Below are 22,006 nucleotides of genomic sequence, written 5' to 3' on the forward strand. Positions count from 1 at the left end.
CCTAATGGCCGAGTTTCGTTACATTGTCAGATCCGCTACTTTATTCAGGATCCTAGGGTCATCTGGTGATACAGATGGTTCACTCTTGTCGTGGTGAACAACGCTTCATACGACTTCAGGTCGCACGGGCAAATATAAGTTACGACATCACCATGGGGAAGAAGTAAATTATATAATTTGGTCATAGCTACCAAAAATTCGATAAATCTTCAAACGGCTCATTATTACCTAAGATGCTTAAATAGTTTTCATCATTGCTCTGCATGTAATTAAGCTTAGCGAGTTAGCTGTATAGCTTACTTCACAAGTACTTCTCTATTGGCAATAACTGTAAGAAACGTGATTGAAATCGCTCCCATCGGCCAGTCTCTGGCTCGCTTTCCCAGCTTTTTTGACCGGAATACCAACGGACTTCGCCTTCTTGTAACTTCAGACGCCAGCTATTGTCTTCGTTCATCGCCTGCTCTATATCATCAGCAAGACTTTCAGCAACACTTTGATTTTCAATGACTAGAATAGACTCAGTATTGAGATAGGTTGAACGTAAGTTGAAATTAAAAGAGCCGATGCTAGCCACACGTCTATCAAAAACAGCAGACTTAGCATGAAGACCATATGCGATTGTCGGTGCGCATTTGGATAAGTCTCGAGTAGATTCTTCACACAGATTCGCCTCTGGTTTCAACTCAAACAACTTTATGCCGTGCTCAAGCATGTCCTGACGTCGACCGGCGTAGCCAGAGTGGTTAGTCGTTAAGTCATTAGAAGCCATTGAATTGGTCAATGCTTTTATCTGAACTCCGTTGTTGGTCAATTCCTGCAACTCTTCTAATTGACGATCATCAAATATGAGATATGCAGATTCCAATAATATTTCTTGGTCAGATTCACTAGCCAATTCAGCCAATACTCTGGCAGTCGCCTTCGGTTCACTGGTGTTATCTTCATCGACAGGTACTGGTCGGTCAGAAACAAAGCGAGCTTGAACCCAAGTCATCTCACCCATCAACTCTTTTAAGAATCGATTTGCTGTTTTATTTCCTTCTGGCAAGGCGGGATAATTCTTGTAACTAGGCGCGGCAATCGCATCTAACACTGGCTTATATGGTGCGACTTCACCTCCCAGTAAATCGACAGGGTAAGACCAACGGCTGTCCCAGTATTCTCCAAAGCTAGCTTGGATATCGGTAATCACCGATCCCATTACTAGTACATCACGGTCACGAAAATTGATTTCATCAGAAAGGTCAAAATATTCATCACCGATATTACGCCCACCAACAATGGAAAAAGCACCATCAACGGTAAATGATTTATTGTGCATGCGGCGGTTTAGACGAGAAAAGTCACCCAAGAAATTTAACCACTTTACGACCCCACGGCGAGTTGGGATCGGATTGAATATACGGATCTCGATTTGAGGATGAGAATCAAGGGCTACTAGCAGATATTCTCGTTCATTAAGGTTGATATCATCCAGCATTACACGGACTTTAACCCCACGATCAGCAGCCGCTATTAAACGGTTTGCTAGGTAGTGACCCGAAGCATCTGAATTCCATATGTAATATTGAATATCAATGCTGTGTTCGGCGGTTTCGATTAACGCCAACCGCTGAGCCAATGCGTCCCAGCCTGTATCTTGCAGCAGAACCGCACTCGTTTCTTGTGTTGGCTGTTGAAGTTGATAAATGTCACTCAATTCGGACAATGTACTCGTTAATGGCGTGACTACAGGCTCATTAGAATGATTAACCTCTTCGGGTAGTGATGCGCAGCCAGTGAGAATAGCGACTAAAAACATCGTTATATTAATACGTTGGAACACTGACATTTATTAAACTTCCTTTTTAACTTTGAATAACCAATTCTGGTTCTATCTGCTAATTATTTCGGGGGATGCCTAAAATTGATAGATACTTATCTATAAGGAATAGTATACCAAACTGGCTTCCTTCCCCCGCTTACATTGAAACATAATGGGGCAAAAACTTGCTGGAAATGAAAGTCCACTCATGGCCGTACGCTGTTCGATTTGGTCGAGTCATTCAAAATTTTAAAATCGACTATAACTTTTTCGACGTTAATAAAAAAGCCGAGTACATTGAATGTACTCGGCTTTTTCACGTTGAAACATTTGCTCAACCGCTCATATCAACCCTAGTGGATCAGTTTTGATTATACGTTTGCACAACTTTTTCCAACTCGATCACTTCTGGATCAGGAATATTTTCATCTGGATATGCGTTACGCACCTTCTCTGTAAGCCCCTTTGCAAAGACTTGATAAAGAACACGCGTTGACACTGTAATGGGATATTGCAGATCTTGAGGTAATTCAAAGCGTTCGCTACGCGTTTCACCCGATTTAATTCTCGTATCTTTACCAATTTTCACATAGCGCCAAAAACGTAAACCGACAGGCTTGCCGTCTTTATCGACACCGACTTTAATGAATTTACGCGCATCTTTCGGTATATAGCCATCTTTCATCACACCACTGGTATATACAATTTTGCCATTTACATCAGTCGCGATAACTTCCAGCCAAACCTGTCGCCTTGCCCCACCCGGCATGTCATGCCCAGAATTAACATTTGTTACGTTAGCGACAAATTGATTGCCATCTTTGTCTACTGAAAGGGTCAATGCCGTTTTAAGTATGTCGATACTCATTTTCTTGTGTTCTGGATTGCGCATCCCAGTGAAGTAATAGTTCCCTCCTACTAGGTGATGTGAACGTAAGTTCGATTTGACGGGTCCATCATTTGTCGATTGACCACCAACACGATTATCAAAATCAGTCACATCTTGAGTCATATGACAATCGACACAGGTCTTATTTTTCTTCGGGTCATCGGGTGCATTAAAAGGTGAAGCTAGCCACTCACCGAAGTTATCGTTAACATTTGCCCCCTGACCTGTTGTAAATTCATTATGGCATGTCGCGCAATATAACGAACTCTGGTACAACTCTGGATTTGAATACGATGCTTTATGCTTAGCAGGGAGTGCGTTAATCTGTTTTTCAGACAACCATTTCAGCATGCTATTTTTTGCATCTTCAAAGACATAACTCTCGCGGTCTTTAATATTAACGGTCATATCTGTGTTACCGCCTGCATTTTCAGCTTTGGTTACCCGATGACAGAAAACACACCCTGTTCCACGTTCACTCACAGATTTTCCATGTGCAAATGCTTCTTTTAAATCTTGCCCACCTTTACTGTACATATCGCCAAAACCTGACAACGCTTTCGTATCGTTATTGATCACCATTTGTGGCGCATGGCAACCTCGGCAAAGTACCCGAAACTCTTCCCCTTCACTTTGTGCAGCAACATCTTCTTGGAATCGATAGTACGGATGATCCATGTTCATACCATGGTTTGAATCTGCCCACTGATCATAAATGGTAGTATGGCAATCAGCACACTCTGCCGAATTAACCCATTCGTCAGGGTGTGTATAACGCTTTTTATCATCAAGTCGAAGCCATGTTGAAAGATAAGGTAAATTTTCAGGGGCTCGAACATATTCATTTAATGCAGACATCATTTTTGCCGCTTCAAGTGGCGGGCTTTCTACACTGATAAGAGGTAGAGCATCCTCTCTTGGATCACCGCCCATTCCGCCTTGTGTCTTCTGAATTATGTCGATATACGCGCCAATTACATCGCCAGCAATCATCTTTCTGACATCGACGTGACCCGTCAACGCATTGCTAAATCGATCTTTTTTACCATCTTCCATTAACTGGCGGTTGGTAAAATTAAAACCATCCAAGTGACAGGAATTACAGCTCATCCAAAAGTCTCCCGCCATTGGGAAGTTCGGAGAATCTGCCATATTGGCACTGTTAAATAAAGTTTTACCTTCACGAAGCTGCTTTGGTAGTGGATCTGCTTTCACCAATTCAGCAAAATTGGCTTGCGTTAATTTAACCTTGGCAAATGGACCCACAGCCCCAGTATCAAACTTAGCAATGTCTAATGACATCGCATTTTGTACATAAAGCTCTCGTCCATTAATCAATAGACCTCTTGGGTTATTGCCGGGAACATTACGGTATATTTGAGTCGCTTTAACCCCACCTTGAAACTTCTTACGACGGTGGCGTTTTTTGTTCTTCTTACCTTGGCGCGATAAATCAAACACCATCAGGTCTTCTGAGCCAGCAAGGGTGAAAATGACCTTTTTACCATCATCGGTAAAGGCACCATCATGCGGGTTAGAGACAATTCGTACCCGATTGCCACTTTCTATTATATTAATTTGCTTAAATAACTGCTTACGCTCATCAATGATTTCATGTTCATCGCCAACCGTCAGGTCTAAAAGAGAAATAGTTGGGAAGACTGTCGACTGAAACTGAAAATCATGCCCGAACGACCACAAGACATGGGGTAGCCAAGCCTGAGTGCCGTCAGGAGAAATTACAATGTTATCGAGTAAACGAGGTTTGCCCTGAGGGTTTGTTTTAACCGAATCAGCTTCACTATCCACCAATTGAATCGTTTTACTCAGTTTAGGCTGTTTCTTGGTTACATCATAAATAGAAACCTGACCAGAAAGTGAATGTGTTACCAAAAGGCGCCCATCATCTGTCAAAGCAAGGCCACGAGGTGTTGATGCCGTCTCGAGCGTTTGCGTGATCTCTCCCTGTCGATTAATGACTAGCAGCTTATCGTGTTCAAAACTGGTTACATAAAATTGCTGGTTCAATGCATCAAATACCACCCCAAAAGGACGGGAAGGTACAGCTGTTACTTGTTTAGTTTGTAATGTTTTAGCATCAAGAAGAACAACCTGATCATTTAAATAATCAGTCGCTAATAACAGTTTGCCATCATTAGTTAAAGCAATGCGCCGAATGTCTCGGCCTATGGTTGATTCTTTTACCAGCGCACCCGTTTTTCGGTCAAGAATGCTGACACTGCCGGCATCAAAATTAGCACTGATAATTTGTGTTTTTTTCTGACTAAACAACATTGAACTGCTTTTCTCAGAGCCAAATACCGATTGACTCAACAGTACTAACATCAACAGAAAAAGTTGCTTTGCAGGCTTATATTTACTACTTAACATCATTCGCCTATCCACTCACATTTCTTCAAGCCAGTAAGCTGAGTCACTGACTAATTTGATATAAAAAAAGACGTCTTTCACCAATAAATCTTGGGAGGAACTGCGTAACCAACGTCTGCTGATCTAAGCGCGTTCCTGATAATCGCCAAGCACTTTTAGGTGCCTGTTTCGCCGCTGCACGTAATGCCCATTTACTGCTGGGGTAATACATGTCGTAGATTGAATAGCTTGCCAACTGATCGCGCAGTAGGTTTACACTGTAGTTGGTACCCACAATATTCACTTGTGGGTGCGCTTTGATCCAAACTATCGCTTGTTGAATCGGTGCTTGCCGCTGTACCGATGAATACGTTTGATAACCTAGCGTAAAACAATACAAAACGGCACCAACAGCACAGATGTACGCTGGGTTTATCAACCATTCATTGGCAGTATCACCGTGCGCTAATAAGGCTAATTGAACCGAAAAGACAACTAAAAATAAAAATAGAACAGGTGCCCAGTGTCTTAAATTATCAGGGTTTTGCCCCACAGTTACCCAAAGCCAATACATTCCAGCAATAGCTGCAATCAACGCTAGTTTTTGCTTTATTCCGTGTGATGCTGAATGGTTAACACGCAAACCAAACTTTGATGACAATCCGCTATACATTGCACAAAACAATGATAAAGCAGCACACCCAATACCAGCCCAACCAAAACCCTTGTTTAAAGAGACATACCATTGATGAAGGCTATTCGTGTTACCTTCTGCTGTATTACCCCAAATCGAAAAATGCCCTAACGTAAAACGCCGACCCTCTTCGAAATAAGCAGCGCCATCGTGCGCCCAAATAAAAAGTAAACAACTTACGCCAATCACAGCAATAACAACGCTGGCTTGTAAATATGCACGTATTGTAGAACCCGTACGATCACCCAAATAGGGTACGAGTAACATCGCGAAGGCTAACGGCATATAAGAAGGACGCGTCGCCAGCATCAAACCTAACCACAAGCCAACCCACCCATTTTTCTGCTGCATTGCTGCAATCAAAGCCATTAGAAACAACATGATTGCTGCTGAATCCGACAGCCCACTGAGCGCAATTGACGCGAGTAAAGGTTGCCCCAACGCCAACAAACAACCAAACGTTGCTGCCGTCCATGAACCGGAAAGCAATAAAACTAAACGAGCAACCAGTACGGGAATCATCATCGCTGACAATAATGAAACCCAGATAGGAGCAATGGTTGTATCAACCCAAACAGCGGCGAGTCGTGCAAAACCAATAAACGCTGGATACCCAGGGAAATGAGGTCGAAATTCTAGTACTGAAAAACGTACAACACCCCGAGAAAAATTCAGCGCATCATCACTGGTTAACGCCATCGGGAAACTGCGTATCCACCCCCACCACAGCACATATACCGACGTGATGACGAGCAAACAACAAAGCTTATATCTTGTTGTATTAAAACGGCTGTTTACCAATAGGGAGTGGTACATCAATCACTCATTCAATGGGTTAATTGCATTTATCAACAAATCACGTTGCTGTTTAAATACCGCCGGATCAGCGGGTGCTTGACCAACCCCGAACACTCCAGGGTTACCAATCGCGCTCAATACCCCTTGTATTGCCGACATAGCTTGCTGTCGTTGGGTGTCATCAAGCTTGGGTAACAGCAAATCAAGAAACAACTTACTTTTCACCACTAGAACTTTCGCTACCTGATAATCAGCCAAGTTATTTTCTGCTCCATCTAATCGACGAACAATCTCTTCAAATACGGCACGATCCATCACCGACTCCACCTTAGCTGCATTTTTATCAGCCAAAGCTTGTGTCATCGGGGTCATTAAATCTACTTTGTGTTCATTCAGTAAATAAGTAAATTCGTCGTTCAAACCATCAACAGTCGATTTAACCGTCGCGAAATCATTATTAGCCAGTGCCTGCATGATGGTTTCTCGCCCATCAATAACAGGTTCTTTCCCTGCAGCCGCGTAGGAATACGCCTGACTTACGGTGCTGGTCATCAGCCCTAAACAAACAACGAAGCATAAGCGTAATACACGTGCAGATATGATTAGTTTCATCTATTTCTCCTTGTACCAAGGCATGGCTTTAAGCCACGCTTTGCACTTCAATCACGGTCTTTTCATTACGAAAATCGAAAATTTCTCGTCGTCGGTCAACACCATCAATAATCGATTCTGCTGCCATCATGCCCATTTCCATTGCTGTATCGGTGAAGATATAACGGAACGTGCCCTGACGACCAGTCATGATCAGATTGTCAAACTGCGACAAATGAGTAATAGCCTTTTCACGTTTAGCTTGATAAGTCATGTCCATCAATGGGTAGGCATGCTCGGTATAAGAGGTGAAATATTCCTTCGTTGCATGCTTAGGGTCGACACCCAACGTTTCAAGATCCTTCAATACTCGTTGCTGCAGCTGGTCACCCTGCATATTCCACACGTCATCACCTTTATCACATGGGATCTCGATCATGACGGAAGTGCGCCCTTCAGGAGACATGAAAGATGAACGACGTTTAGGTTCTTGTAGTCGCGTGCCCAAAATTTCCGGATCAGACAAATACTGCCATGTATTATCAGAGACATTTTCAACCTCCATCGGCATATTAAGAAAACGTAACGACCTGAACGTGAGCTCACTGTCGAAGCCTGTTAACTTACACATAAGCGACAATGGCAATGTCGATATAACCTGATCACACGCCAGCGTTTTCACCTCACCGTCATGTTGATATTCAATGGCTTCTATATGATTATCTGAATTCACCTTTACGCCACAAACATCACTATTTAGAACAATCTCAACCCCTTTTTTTTCTAGCTCTTCCGCTAAGCGTGTATATAGTTGCCCAAAACCCAGCTTCGGGTAACGATACTGGCGAGCATATGTGCGCACCGACGAACGACGCCCCGGTAATAAACGGCGAGCAACGTCTTTTAAATCCATTAGACTGATTCGTTGAGATGCCCAATCACCCGATAACGTCGCCGGATCGATCCCCCACAGTTTCGCGGTGTAGCCTTCAAAAAAGTTTTTATACAACGTGGTACCAAAGCGACTTTCTATCCATTGGGCAAAGCTAACGCTTGATTGGTCTTGTGGCTTCGGTTTGAATAATTGTTTGCCCAGATCAATAGCACCGCCAACCAACAAAGGTAACGGTGCATTTTTAATTAAATCAACTAAGGCAAGTGGGTACTGGTAAATGCGTCCACGGTAACGAATGACACTTTTACGCTGGGCAAAAAGTAAATCGTCACCCATAAGCTCATCGACAAACGATAGCAATTTAGGATTCTTTGTTATGAAACGGTGTCCGCCGAAATCAAAACGATATTCACCGTGTTCACCCTTAAATGTCTGGGTTGCACACATTCCACCAACATGATCATCACGATCAAGAATGGTAACTTGATACCCAGCTTCCACTAATTCCCATGCAGCCATTAAACCAGCTGGCCCTGCACCGAGTACGGCAATATGCTTTTTTTCTAAATGACTCATGCTTGTTTGTAACCTCGGTGCCAGAAAAAGGTGAAAGTGGACATGTAACCGCCCCACACAGCTAGCTGTAGTAAACCAGGTGAAGAGTTATAACCGAATAATGCCCGTAAGAAAGTACCAAATACACCACGGTCATCTAAAATGTGCGAAATATCAAAAAGCTGGGCGTGAAGAATAGGAAGTATATGAGCGGCTTGCAGCATATTGATAGCCGATGACAACAGACCTGCAGCAATAATTATAATGAATAAGCTTGTCCAGCGGAAAAACGAACGTAACGGTACATTACGGGTACCTTTTAGCATTACCCATACCAATAACAATGCGCACACTAACCCAGCAATAGCCCCGATAAGTGCATCTTGAGTACTGAATTCTCCCATGCTTGAATACATTAATGCAGAGAAAAATAGAATGGTTTCAAAGCCTTCTCGCAATACTGCTAACGTTGATAATAAAATCAATCCCCATAAATTACCGGTACTGACCATATCTGTTAGTTCTTTTTGCATTTGAGCAACTTGGTTTTTTGCTTGGCGTTGCATCCAAATAGCCATATACGTCAATACGATGGTGGCAAAAATCAATATGCCAGCCATCAAATAGTTACGGTATAGCTCGTTACTAAACTGATCAACAACAACCTGGAACACAACAGCAACAGCTAAAGAAAGCAGTAGCCCAATAAATGCCCCTAAATAAATGTACTTGTTATAATGTCGTGCATTTAATTTGGCTAGGTACGACAAAGCGATACCTACTAATAAAAATGCCTCTAACCCTTCACGAAGGGTAATTAAAAAACTGGGTAACATGAATTCCTCACTATAAATACATGTGCTTTAATTCGGCCTTTTCGGCTCTCATCGTATTAAGTATTTTTTTACGTTCATGACACTCCAACGCATCGCATGTCGAAACACCAAAGGTACTAACAACCAAGACGAGTAAAAGTGTACATTTTGAATAATCACGCCCAAGGTATTCCCCGGGGTACCATAGAAAAACAAGTAAAAACCACTAAGGCTGCAAGCAATAAGCAACCACTCAATCGCAGTACCTGTTTGACGCAGGAATGGCTTTTTGCTGGATTGTATTAATCGACGGTGGGCAGCCCAAAAAGCCCCTACCACAATCGAAAATAGAGTAACGCCAACAAGCATGTGAAATAACAATGTCCAACGTTCGACTTGCCAACTGGTGGTAATGGTATCCCACAGCAGTAATCCACTAAAAAACATCAAATAAAGTAACGATTCAGCCCATTTATGGTGATAAGCCAAATGTTGCCACCACTGGCTAAGGCGGCTCATAGTAGGTTTATGATCTGACATTACAGATATCGACATAACAACAACCCATTCACTGCAATACAGAGCATTGCGCGATAATGAACAAAAACGACAAAGGCAGCGATTTATGATCGCTGCCTAAATAGGTAACTAACACGCTTTATTGATTACTCAACGCTAGCCTTATTAGCCATTGTCATTGCTGTACCAAACTTACCGCCAGCGGCAATAATTTGTGGTACACCATCTTCATCGGTATCAGTTGATTGGCTACCTTTCACTTGGTTTTCACCAGAATCGCCCATCCACTCAGCCATTTGCATGCCACCATTAATAACAATTCGGAACCAGCTAACATAGCGATCCGTTAGTGCTGTTAGTTCTAGCGCAGGCTCATTTTCACCTTCTTCATTTTTTAGGTGAAGAATCGCTTCACGTAAACCACCTGAAATTGCAGCTTCGGTATAAGGCGTATGAATTGTCGCTTTACCAGGTACAGTTGCCCATGTATTGATACCCTTATCAAACATGTTCTTATCAACGGCAAGGTAAATTGAACGAGCAGCTTGCTTATACTTCACATCATCGGTTGCAAGGTAAGCGGCTACAAGACCACGGATTGCGGCAAATTGTGCATCAAGTGATTTATCTTTGCTGTGTGTATTGGCTTTACCTAACGTCAAGCCATCGAACACAAGACCATCTTTATCAACTAATTGATTAATAATGAAATCAGCCTGACCTTTAATCATCGCAAGTGCTTGCTTGCCTGCATCTGTTTTCAGATCGACATTGCCAGAATCAGCTGAAGCGTAACCAACTGGTAAAGCATCTTTCGCGCGTTGGTAAATAGACAGAGCAACAAGCGAGTATGCAGCGTCATAAGTATCTACCTTATTACCTTGCTTACCGTCTTTGTATTCTGTAACTAAGGTGCCTTTCTCTTTGTTGTAATGCAGAGCTGCAATGTTCTTGAAGAGTAAGTTGGAAATGTTGTTTGCCAATGAGAATGCATCATCCGCAACTACATCATTCTTATCATTCGAATCAGTGTTTACCGCTGGTGATGCAGCAAAAGGGGCACCATCAAACACAGCTAAGAATGCAGGATTTTGTGCACTATTCGCTGTACGTTGATCACTGAATGCGAAGAACTCAGAAACAGGCCACAATGCCGACCACGTATCACGCAGTGTTGATGAGCCATCAGTAACACTCAAGTTTGCAATAGAGTTCACACCATTATCTGATCCCTCTGTAACCGCAACTTTGTGCGCAAACCAAATTGGTCCCTTCGCAGGATCATAATCAGGACCGAATGCCACACCTAATTTTTCACCATCAAACCCAAGCTGCTGTTGCATAATCAATAGCTTATCAATAGAGATTTCTGTCAGCATCATGCCGTTAAAGCCATCGGCAGCAGAAACACCCAAGCTATGCTTGCCGTCTAAATCCATTTTTGCAGATTCAGCTTCAACTTCTTCATCAGTTGTTGTTACGTGCATGCCACCTAAGAAATCTTGTGCCCACATCACTTCTTTTAAAAGAATGCCGCCAGTTGCTGCAGGGCTGAATGACTTATCAAATGACGCTTCGTTCCAAGCTAACGATTTATAATCACGGAAATAAGCCGGTACCACAGTCTGTACTGTTTTGCTGTTACCTTTCGCTGTGGTTATCTCAACTTCATCACCATTTACCGTGGTTATATCAGGCTTTTGAGCAAATTCAGGGCTACCAGATACATATGGAATAGAAATCGGGTACATGTTCTGAGGAATTTCACTTGCAGGGAAACCTACAGCAGCTGCCATCTCAATAACACGCTTACCCAGATCTGACATCTTGCCGCCACGTGCACGGTTAACAGGTCCATTCACTAAGTGCGGGCCCATTGTTGACTGATAATTCAGTGCGTACATCGCCTCTTCTGAGTATTCATAACTTTCGATACCAGCAGCAAAATCAAAAGGTGTTGGATCATCAGCGATATTTGGATCAAGTACATCCAAATCTAAACCAAGAGATTCAGCTAACGGTTCACCCGAAAGCTCAAACTCGGTATAGGCTAAAAAGTTACCTGCTGGTTCATGGGTTTTATCTAATACTTTCACTTGAGCTGTAGCACTCACTGCTGTCGAAAACACTGCTGCAGTAATAGCGATACTAAGAATTGATTTCTTCACGTTTTATCCTTTTTATTTTTTCATCTCATTGAGCAAGCTTGATGCCTAAATCGTTTTTTATATCCATCAAACGAGAATAAGTCGCATTCTATATGTTTCAGAATGTAAATCCAGTAATGAAAATAATTATTATTTGCATTCTTGATCCAGATCAAATTATTAAGAACATGCATGCATAAGTGAAAAAGTATTGATATAACTCATGGGCTTGAGTGAAAAACAATCAAATAAGACAAAAAATCGAAACATTCGATGAAACTGGTATCGAAATAAATGTAAGTAGGTGTTTAAGCGGAGTTTGGTAAGGTATTTAAAGGTGATATGGCTTTCACGTTGCAACAAAGCCTGTAGATATATATAGGAAAAACACCAATATGCTTCACAACAATATTGGTGTTTTTTGAGTACTATTACGCGTTATTCATCACATTATCGAGGTGATGGCGCATTTCACGTTCGGCGAGGTCAGGGTCTCCTTGCTGAATAGCTTTGAATATTTCGACATGGTGCTCGCAGCTAATTTGATGCAACTTGGCAAATGTTTCTGGATTACGCGAGCGAATCAGCCACTGTACTAAGGATTCATAAATAGTCGTTACCATAGGATTGCCCAAAATTTCGGTAATAGTACGATGGAATGCGATGTCTGTTTCTATAAAGCGATCATAGTTATCTACTTGCGCTAAGTTGTTTTCTAACGCAACAGAAAGCTTTTCAACGTCTTCTTCTGTTCTAACTCGAGCAGCTTCACGTACCACCGATATTTCAAACAATTGTCGAAGATGCTCGAACTGCATCTTCTCTTTATCTTGAGACAATAAACCAATAGCGATACCTGATAGACCACTGACGATCGTTTGAGTACAAGGACGAGTAACACGCGTCTTTTCGCCACTATTGATTTCAACTAAGCCTTTTTGGGACAGTTTTTGCAAGGCTTCACGAACAGACGGACGCCCCACGCCAAACGCAGTCATAAGCTCTCTTTCTGAAGGTAGAACATCACCTTCTTTAAACGTGTTATCTAAAATTAATCTTTCAATTTCATCGGTCACAAAATCCGAAAGCTTAACCTTCTTTAGGGGTTTCAGCGTTAAATTGTCAAGCGTTGACATAACCAATCCTTATTCGCACATTGCTGTGATAAGTGCATAATATCTTAAAACATTACTGGTAAAAACCAGGAATCAATGCTTTCTGTGCTTGCCGCGCTTTTTCCAAACGTTCCGCAGGTACACTCTCAAATGGGAATCGCATAGTTGGTGTAATGCCGCTCCATATTCCCATGGTAGCCATAAATTTATCGACAGCCGCATTACAATACCCTTCTTCAAGTATAAACGGTGCAATTTCTTCACTCATAAATTGCTGTATACGTTGTTCGGTTTCAAGCGCTTGTGGATCTAACATCAAACACTGCTGAGTCCAGGTTTGTGTTGCTTTCGGACCTAAGCAACAGACATTTGAGTATGCGCCTTTTGCTCCAACATACGCATCGGTCGCAAGAAAATGACCAGCAACAAAAATAGACGCCACTTGCGGTAATCCTGTAGCTACTATTTCATCAGTGATTCTTGGCAGCTTAAAACCTACTACAGTATCAATCTCATCAAATATAGTGCGAAGTTGTTCCGCGGTTAAACACACTTTAGCATGAGGCGGATTGTATAAAATAATTGGCACGTCTTGGCACACGCTTTCCACTTTTCGAAGGAAGATCAATGCAGTTTGAGTATTACACGGAAACCAATTTGGTAAAATCACTTGGACAGCAGTCGGCTGCAGAGTCGCTGCAAATTGCGCACGCCGAACCGCATCTTGTGGGTGGCAATGAGATGCACCAATTTGAAACGGCATACCAACGACACGGCATTTCGTCGCGAGCAACCCACTGATACGCTCGAACTCTTCTTCAGTTTGGGTATAAAACTCCCCAGCCGTCCCATTGGAATAAATACCATCCACACCCGCTGCGATGAAATAATCAATCTGCTCGGCCAGCAATATATAATTGATGGCTTCATTTTCTATTGGCAACAATAACGTTGCCCAATTACCTTTAATGCTTGCTGCGCTTTCTTTCACCTTCATAACCAATCTGCCTTCACTTTGATCACGATTTTTTCAATGGCGCTAGATGTTTCAACACAAAGCATCGGTCGATGCCATTCACCAGGAAAAAAGGTGACGCATTGATACTCATACAAAGTAAAGACTTGTTCATTAGCAATAACCGATTGTAATGCGGCATCATTATCAGCATCAAAATTAAGCACATTGCCCACATCTACGGTCGCAAGAGGCGCGGCGTACATCTCTTGCCCTGCTAGCACAATATGGACATCGATATAGCGGCCATGAATTTCTGACAATGCGTCATCCAATAGCTTTGTCGTACTACTGATTCGATTAACGAAAACATTCTCACCATCGATCACATTGATGCCTGTTGCAAACTGCATAGGATCTAGTGACATCACATCGAGAATAATACGTTCAAGGGCTGAAGGCGTGCTTTTGGCTGTAATGGTAGGAATCGTTGTTAAAATCATGATGTATTAGCAGATTAACTGCCATCCTCACTGTCATATTGGAAGGTTATTTTTTTATTACTATCTAATGTTCACCGTGCATTGTCAGTCACAAGCACACGGTGAGCTTAAGGGGTAAATTTTCTGGCTAGTTAAAGCTATTTATCTCTTATAGCAACATGTTAGGTAAGAACAACACGAGTTGCGGGAAGAAGATAATCAGCAACAGAACGGCAATCAGAGGAATTAAGAACACAATCACTGAACGCGCTAAGACTTCATAAGGGATGTTACCGACCTTAGATACCACAAATAGTGATACTCCCATCGGCGGTGTCAAAATCCCGAGCATCATGTTCAAGACTACAACCACACCGAAATGCACAGGATCTATACCCAGCTGAACAGTAATTGGTAACAAAATAGGAACCAGAATCAGCAGCAATGCCAAGGTTTCAATGAATGCGCCCAAAATGAATAACATCACAGAAACCATTAGCAAAAATACTATTGGTGAATCTGTTACCTGCAAAAATAATTCGGCAGCTTTCATTGGAATATCTTCTTTGATAATCAGATAGCCAAATAAACTCACACCACCAATCAAAAACCCGATAACAGCTGAAGTATTTACAGTTTCATGAATCAAGCGTACCAAGGTGCTAAACGTCAATTCTTTGTAAACAAAGAAACCCAAAAACATGGCATACAATGAAGCGACAACAGCGGCTTCTGTTGGCGTAACAATACCCGAGAAAATACCGCCAATGATAATCACTGGTGTCAATAAAGCCAAGAATGCCTCTTTAAATGAAGAGAAAATCATCTTCATCGACGCACGCGGGTAAACCTTGTAGTTTTTCTTTTTCGCAATGATATAAACCATCACCATTAAGGCTACGGTACATAACAATGCAGGTACAATCCCCGCCAAGAATAAAGCACCAACAGATGCACCAGACATCACACCATAAATTACCATTGGAATGCTCGGTGGCATCAACGGGCCAATAACACTTGATGCTGCAGTAATTGCACCTGAGAAGCCATCATCATAGCCTTCATCACGCATAGCTTTAATTTCAAGCTGCCCTAACCCACCAGCATCAGCGTGGGCAGATCCTGACATACCCGAGAACAACAAACTCGCTAAGATATTTACATGGCCTAATGACCCCGTAAAGTGACCCGTTAAGTTACGGGCAAAGTTGAACATCTTGTCGGTGATACCTGCCGAATTCATTAATAACCCGCTGAAGATGAAAAAAGGCACAGCCAGCAGTGGGAATGAATTCAAACCAGAAATGATTTTTTGTGGGGACAGTGCAATTCCCGAGTTCAACAGTAAATAAGCAATGGAGACGACATACAGCGTAAAAGCGACAGGCATACCGACAGCCAACAATGCTCCCCAGCCCGAAAAAATACCTAACATAATAAATCCCTATTTATCCGTAATTTTCATTAATGGGGAAAGTTGCTTTTTGTTCACGCGCATATCCTGTAATGCCGCGACAGAGGTGCCGATATTCAATAACGATTTAATCAGAATCAGAGTGAAACCCAACGGTACTGCCATATACAAGACAGACATTTGTACATCCATGGTAATAGAACCTAGACGGTCCATACGTTGAGCGAATATATAGCCACGATAAACAATGACAACAGAGGTAGCTGCAAATATTAGGTGAATCATAATATCTAATACGTGTTTCGCAGATTCACTCAAACGGTTTGGCACTATATCGATAGCAATATGATCTCTACGCGACACTGCTTCACTTGCACCCACAAAAATGATGTAGATATATAACCATCGGGAAAGCTCTTCAGTCCAAGGAATTGCAATTGAAAAGAAATAGCGACTCACAATCTGAACCGTCAGTACCAATAACATTGCAATAAACAGTGAAACTGAAATGTATTTTTCCATCAGTTCCATTTTTCTTATGAGGTTTTTCATTTTTCCATCACCATTAAACGGGCAGCAACATCATATGCTTACCACCCTACTCTGTATGATTGAGCTGCTGTACCAGGTATCGTTATTGTGTATCGATCAATGTTTGTGTGAAGTTTTCACCAAACTGCTTATTTAATTGGGCGTAGTACGGTTTCATCGCTACACGGAATGGGGCTAAGTCAGGATAAGTAACTGTCACACCTGCTTCTTTAAACGTTGCTAAGTCTTTATCTGTGCTCGCTATAATCAATTTTTCTGCTTCTTCCCCTCCAACAGCTAAGGCTTTTATCAGCCAATCTTGCTCTTGCTTAGAAAGACCATTCCAACGTTCACCCGAAATAGAAATTGTTTGGTCTTGCACCACGTGGTTAGTCATTGCGAGATAAGGTTGTACTTCGTAGAACTTCATTGCTTCGATAGATGAAATTGGGTTTTCTTGTCCATCAACGGCATTGGTTTGTAGTGCAAGATACACTTCTGCATAAGCGATAGGAGATGGAATCGCCCCTACTCCTTTAGCGTAGTCAATCAAAGCTTTAGCGTTTGGAGTCCGCAGTTTCATACCTTTCATGTCTTCAATGGAATTAATTGGACGGTTAGAGCTAGTTTCGCGTATACCAAAGAACCAACTGTCGATAGGCTTAAGATTAAATTCAGTTTCGAGTTCTTGACGCGCGTCCATGCCCCAAGGGCTGTTGAAAATGGCAGAAAGGTGTTTGTAGTCACGTACAAGGTAAGCGGTTTCTAAAGCACCAAGACGAGGCAGATATTGCGCATAGCCACCAAAAACTTGCATCGACATATCCAACTCACCTAAAGACACCTGCTCTAGCATTTCATGTACGTTGCCAAGTTGCCCGCCCGCATAAAGGCGTAATGTCATCTCTCCGCCTGAAATCGCCTTCAGTTCATCAGCCGCCTTTACCATGCCGTGGTAAATCGGACTATTGTAAGCTTCATTAAAACCCACGTTCAATTGAGTTTCAGCAGACACGTTTGCAGCAAATAATGCAGTGGCAACCATGCTTAGAGTAAAGAGCTTTTTCATATTATGTCCTTATTAGTATGTAGAGTGTTTCTCGTTATTGTTGTAGAGGTAGAACTATTCTTACTGCGTATTAATTCTTCACAAAAAATACGCCATGTTCTAACTGTTCACCGTCGAAAATCCGGTGAATTTGTCTTACGTACACATCGATTTTTTTTATATTTTCATTACCACACCCACCACCTGTATGTTGGGTTAGGTGTATATTCGGTGTTGTCCATAACGGTGAATGAGCAGGTAGCGGTTCTTGCTTCGTGACATCTAAACAGGCAGTAAATGTACTGTCTGCCAGCGCTTTTGCTACCAAGTCATCTTCATTCACGACTTGACCTCGACCTACGTTAACCACCATAGCTCCAGCACGCATCTTGTTGAACACTTCACGGTCCAGCAGATTATATGTGGTATCCGTGGCTGGAATGGTTGATATCAAAATGTCGCTGTGCGCCACTGCTTCAATCAAACCATTCTTTCCTTTTGCTTTCATAGCTGTAGTGTCAAAGCAATGTATAGTCGCCCCAAAAGCGTCGAACAAGGCAGCCGCTTGCTGACCAATACTGCCATACCCCAAGATCAAGATGTCAGCTTCACCGACAAGACGTTTAGTAAAACGGATAGCATCTTTTTCCCAGACGCTTGACGTTTTAGCTGTCTGCAATGCAGGTAGTTGACGATAAACACTCAAGACATTCGCAACAATTTCTTCTGCAACAGGAGCAGAAAAGAAGCCCTGTAGATTGCATACTGTAATATGGCGATTTTGTGGCCAGTCATAACCATTAAAATTATCAGTCCCGACAGAGTCCAATAAAATGGTTGTCAGGCACGGCATATCATTGATCCAATCTGTTGGAATATTACCGATAGCAATATCGGCATCTTTGGCTCTTTTAAACTCATTGCTGCCATCATTAAAATGACAAATCACGTTAGTTGAGAGTTGCTGTGTTAAATAGTTCGCTTCACGTTCGTTCAATACAGGATGAATATAAATGTTCATAAGGCCCTTCGATTAATCGGCGCATTCAATAACGGAGGTTCACATTGAGTGGCTAAATTACGCTTTCACCCAATGACGATGACTGTCTTCTAATTGTTGTAAGCCATCTTCCATTGGAAAACAGTGGTACAGCGCATCGTTGGTATAAAGGAATTTGGCTTCAATATCATCGGTTAACGTGACACCTAAGCCAATATCATCACCTAAATGAAAGTGGCCATCGCTAATGCGAGGCTCGAGATTACACATGGCATTACGTAGTTCAAAATGAGGCATCGGATATTCAATCAATGAACACCCTGTGGCAAACGCCGCTACATAATTCGCCATCATCGCAACTGGTCCCCCCCAAGAGTGCACAACAGGATTCACGCTACGTTGCTGGGCGTATTCACAAACGGCAATCGTGTCGCCAATCCCTCCTAAAACAGAAGCGTCGGGTTGCACCACGTTGTAATAATTGGCATCAATACGGTCGAACAACTCTTCTTTAGTGGTCACAATTTCGCCACCAGCAACCGCTATGCCCTCTTGCAAAGCTAACAAAGGCAGTTGGGTCAGTTTGTCTAGACCTAAGCCCTCTTCAACAAACACCAACTCTTCACCGGTTTCACGCTGAATAAGGTCGCAAAAAGCTTGTACTTGCTCGGCAGTTTGCCCCTCAATCGAGAGATTCTGTGTCATATCAACAGCAACACGAATACCATATTGACGACCAGCTTCAATGGTCCAAATAGTTTTAGCCGCTTGATGATGACGCGCGCGAATTTTGATCGTTTGAATACCACGCTGTGCAAGCTGTTCAAGCTCTTGCGCCATATATTGCGGATGTAATGAATCCCCTCCAGACCCATACATAGCAATTGACTCTACTTTTTTACCACCGAACAGCTCTACTGCTGGGATCTCACGTACACGGGATAAGGCATCCACCAATGCAATTTCGATTGCCGAAATAACATGCTGCGCCGCACCTTGTAACGACCAATATGCTGTAACAGTTTTGGCTTTTGCCAACACAGCACCGTAACCATTACTGATGTCATCACCCGTAATAGCAGTGCCAACCAAGCGTGCAATACTGGTAAATACATCCGGTGCAAAAACACCCAGATACCCTTCTCCCAGCCCTTTTACACCATTATCCAGGGTGATCTCGACCATGGAACATCCACGAATACCATTCGGTAAATGCAAGGCATTCTCTGCACAGCCTTCAAACCCGTAAGGCGCACTCAATAATACTGGACGAACATTGACGATCTTCGCCATTAGACCAATCCTTTTAGCTGAGGGAGTATTGCTGCACCGCGCACACCACTAGAATCACCGTGTTCCGCTTTCACCACTTGGGTGGTCACCGCTTTACTGAAGGTGTAACGGCTCAATTTGTCTTGTACCAAAGGATAAATACAGCCTTGGTTAGACATACCACCTCCCAGCACAATAACCTCTGGGTCAATGACATTCACAATGCTACCCAGTGAACGCGCTAGTTGATCGGTATAGGTATCAATATGCTGCAAGGCGTCTGCATCACCTTGTTCGGCTTGTTCAAAAATAGTTTTAGCTTTTAACAGCACATGCTTGGCAGCATAGGTACGCTCAAAGCCCGTACCAGAACAAAACGACTCGATACAATTTGTTGACCCGCAATAGCAAGTAACCGCTTCACCATCTTGCTCTTGCTTATAGCCGGGCAATGGGTTGTGCCCCATCTCGCCACCCAAGTTATTTAGGCCAGTTACAACGTCACCATTAATGATAATGCCAGAACCACAACCCGTACCGATAATGACGGCAATACAAGAATTTTCAGCATGTTTTGCCGCACCGGATTTAAACTCAGAAATAGCTAAACAATCTGCATCATTAGCAATCGTAATCGGTAAGGCGATGTATTTTTTCAAGTCTCCAATGAAGTCTTCACCATTGAGATATAACAAGTTGGAGCCCTGCATACGCTGTGTATCTTTACTCAACGAACCGCAACAACCAATACCCACCGATATAGGTGCTTGATCGCTTGATAACGCTTCAATGGTTGATACAACCGCATCAAGAAAAGCAGCATAGTTATCTTTTGGCGTCGCTACCCTGACCTTATTGATCAGGGTGTACGTTGAAGGGTCAAGGCTGACCCCTTCAATCTTTGTTCCGCCTATGTCTAGGCCAATTAGCATACACCCGCCTCAATCAGTGCATTCAAGGTGGCTTTGTGCTCATCAGTCACAACATTCAATGGACGACGGCAATGCTCGTTTTGAATAATTCCTTTTTGCTTCAAAACATATTTCAAGCCAGGAATCACACCTGTACCGACTAAGGCATCAATCAGCACATTCGCTTCACGTTGCAAGGCTGTTGCTTGCTGCGCATTATTCGTGAAAATTGCGGCTTGGATATCAATCATTCGCTGTGCTTGAATATTATAAGTAGAACCAATACCACCATTTGCACCTGCAACAAGGCCAGAAGCCAATATTTCATCAAACCCGTTAAATATTGTTTTCTCAGGGTTTTGACGAGTAACTTGTTCCATTTGGTATAAGTTGGCAGACGTTTGCTTAAGAGCGACAACACCATCAATATTCAACAATTCATTAATTTGCTCACCCGATAGATTCATACCCGCGAAAGCTGGGAAGTTATAAACAATCATGGGTTTACCCGCAGCTTGAATCACATCACTGTAATGCTTCTTCAGCTCATTGAATGCCACCGGGTAGTAAAACGGCGTGACCGCTGAAATCGCTTGATAAGGCATCGCCCCTGCTGCGCGCGCCAAAATTTCACTTTTCTTCGTCGAGATATCACCTACATGCGCGATTAACGTCATATCTGCAGTCGCAGCTTCTGCTGTTAGCTCAAGGGTCTGAATCCGCTCTTCGGTAGAACAAAGAAAAGCTTCTGCTGTAGAGCCGCCCACGTATAAACCGTCTAAGCCACTCTCACAGTTGAATTTCACTAACGATGCCAAGTCATCATGGTTAATCGTTTCATCGAGATTAAAAGGAGTCAGTGTTGCTGCGTATAAACCTGAAAAATTCATCATACTTCCAATTACAGAGGACTAAGTTTTGGTGTGCCTAGTATGCTGTTATACCAGTGTCATTTTCTGTGATTGAATTCACAACCAAAGAGGCTGTAGAAAATAAGTACAGATTATGTGATTACCGTAGAATTAATGGCAGGAAGAGTTGAATTAATAAGCAATGCGGGTTATTTCGCACGTGTAAATTATATAGGGGGATTTAAAAAGAAAAGGCGGCTTCATAACAAAGCTGCCAAAACACTTATGAGTAAGAGTGAAGGATAATTAAGCGTCTGTTGTTATAGATTAACGTACCTTTTGAGCTG

Annotated in this window: 18 protein-coding genes; all 18 read right to left on the reverse strand. The window is 42.6% G+C overall.

Translation table 11 applies throughout. The features are described from left to right. Window positions 1-301 precede the first annotated feature (301 nt). The 18 genes from C9J12_RS12515 to C9J12_RS12605 all read right to left on the reverse strand — a co-directional run bounded on the left by C9J12_RS12515 (window position 302) and on the right by C9J12_RS12605 (window position 21,701). Window positions 302-1,834 (reverse strand): phospholipase D family protein, encoded by a 1,533-nt coding sequence (locus C9J12_RS12515; RefSeq protein WP_107243022.1) that lies wholly within the window; start codon window positions 1,832-1,834, stop codon window positions 302-304. A 334-nt stretch (window positions 1,835-2,168) separates the two neighbouring features. Beyond that, on the reverse strand, window positions 2,169-5,090 hold the full coding sequence (locus C9J12_RS12525; RefSeq protein ID WP_107243024.1) for a cytochrome D1 domain-containing protein: 2,922 nt from the start codon (window positions 5,088-5,090) through the stop codon (window positions 2,169-2,171). A 40-nt stretch (window positions 5,091-5,130) separates the two neighbouring features. Continuing rightward, window positions 5,131-6,576, reverse strand: coding sequence for a hypothetical protein (locus tag C9J12_RS12530; RefSeq protein ID WP_107243025.1), 1,446 nt, complete (start codon window positions 6,574-6,576; stop codon window positions 5,131-5,133). A 3-nt stretch (window positions 6,577-6,579) separates the two neighbouring features. Next, a complete protein-coding gene (locus C9J12_RS12535; protein ID WP_107243026.1) occupies window positions 6,580-7,170 on the reverse strand; it encodes a hypothetical protein in 591 nt (196 codons plus the stop codon). A 28-nt stretch (window positions 7,171-7,198) separates the two neighbouring features. Continuing rightward, complete coding sequence (locus C9J12_RS12540) at window positions 7,199-8,620, reverse strand: NAD(P)/FAD-dependent oxidoreductase (RefSeq protein ID WP_107243027.1); 1,422 nt, start codon at window positions 8,618-8,620, stop codon at window positions 7,199-7,201. Continuing rightward, window positions 8,617-9,435 (reverse strand): FTR1 family iron permease, encoded by an 819-nt coding sequence (locus tag C9J12_RS12545; protein ID WP_107243028.1) that lies wholly within the window; start codon window positions 9,433-9,435, stop codon window positions 8,617-8,619. The genes C9J12_RS12540 and C9J12_RS12545 overlap by 4 nt, the downstream gene beginning before the upstream one ends. Window positions 9,436-9,483: 48 nt before the next feature. After that, the gene (locus C9J12_RS12550) at window positions 9,484-9,969 is read right to left on the reverse strand and encodes a hypothetical protein (RefSeq protein ID WP_107243029.1); all 486 of its coding nucleotides are present in this window, start codon (window positions 9,967-9,969) and stop codon (window positions 9,484-9,486) included. Window positions 9,970-10,079: 110 nt separating this feature from the next. Beyond that, a complete protein-coding gene (locus tag C9J12_RS12555) occupies window positions 10,080-12,101 on the reverse strand; it encodes a hypothetical protein (protein ID WP_107243030.1) in 2,022 nt (673 codons plus the stop codon). Between the two features lie 410 nt (window positions 12,102-12,511). Then, the gene (locus C9J12_RS12560; protein ID WP_107243031.1) at window positions 12,512-13,216 is read right to left on the reverse strand and encodes an FCD domain-containing protein; all 705 of its coding nucleotides are present in this window, start codon (window positions 13,214-13,216) and stop codon (window positions 12,512-12,514) included. A gap of 52 nt (window positions 13,217-13,268) precedes the next feature. Continuing rightward, window positions 13,269-14,192 (reverse strand): dihydrodipicolinate synthase family protein, encoded by a 924-nt coding sequence (locus C9J12_RS12565; protein ID WP_107243032.1) that lies wholly within the window; start codon window positions 14,190-14,192, stop codon window positions 13,269-13,271. Then, window positions 14,189-14,653 (reverse strand): YhcH/YjgK/YiaL family protein, encoded by a 465-nt coding sequence (locus C9J12_RS12570; RefSeq protein WP_107243033.1) that lies wholly within the window; start codon window positions 14,651-14,653, stop codon window positions 14,189-14,191. The genes C9J12_RS12565 and C9J12_RS12570 overlap by 4 nt, the downstream gene beginning before the upstream one ends. Before the next feature lie 148 nt (window positions 14,654-14,801). Next, a complete protein-coding gene (locus C9J12_RS12575; protein WP_107243034.1) occupies window positions 14,802-16,067 on the reverse strand; it encodes a TRAP transporter large permease in 1,266 nt (421 codons plus the stop codon). Between the two features lie 9 nt (window positions 16,068-16,076). After that, window positions 16,077-16,598 (reverse strand): TRAP transporter small permease, encoded by a 522-nt coding sequence (locus C9J12_RS12580; protein WP_107243035.1) that lies wholly within the window; start codon window positions 16,596-16,598, stop codon window positions 16,077-16,079. Window positions 16,599-16,680: 82 nt separating this feature from the next. Next, the gene (locus tag C9J12_RS12585; protein WP_107243036.1) at window positions 16,681-17,646 is read right to left on the reverse strand and encodes a sialic acid TRAP transporter substrate-binding protein SiaP; all 966 of its coding nucleotides are present in this window, start codon (window positions 17,644-17,646) and stop codon (window positions 16,681-16,683) included. Window positions 17,647-17,716: 70 nt separating this feature from the next. Next, window positions 17,717-18,646, reverse strand: coding sequence for an NAD(P)-dependent oxidoreductase (locus C9J12_RS12590; RefSeq protein ID WP_107243037.1), 930 nt, complete (start codon window positions 18,644-18,646; stop codon window positions 17,717-17,719). Window positions 18,647-18,703: 57 nt separating this feature from the next. Next, a complete protein-coding gene (locus tag C9J12_RS12595; protein WP_107243038.1) occupies window positions 18,704-19,918 on the reverse strand; it encodes an enolase C-terminal domain-like protein in 1,215 nt (404 codons plus the stop codon). Continuing rightward, window positions 19,918-20,829 (reverse strand): ROK family protein, encoded by a 912-nt coding sequence (locus C9J12_RS12600; protein WP_107243039.1) that lies wholly within the window; start codon window positions 20,827-20,829, stop codon window positions 19,918-19,920. Before C9J12_RS12600 ends, C9J12_RS12595 begins: the two co-directional genes overlap by 1 nt. Beyond that, window positions 20,823-21,701 carry an N-acetylneuraminate lyase gene (locus C9J12_RS12605; protein ID WP_227876351.1) on the reverse strand — a complete coding sequence of 293 codons (879 nt, stop codon included), beginning with the start codon at window positions 21,699-21,701 and terminating at the stop codon, window positions 20,823-20,825. The genes C9J12_RS12600 and C9J12_RS12605 overlap by 7 nt, the downstream gene beginning before the upstream one ends. Window positions 21,702-22,006: the final 305 nt, after the last annotated feature.

This window comes from Photobacterium frigidiphilum, from assembly GCF_003025615.1.
Taxonomy (GTDB): Bacteria; Pseudomonadota; Gammaproteobacteria; order Enterobacterales; family Vibrionaceae; genus Photobacterium; species Photobacterium frigidiphilum.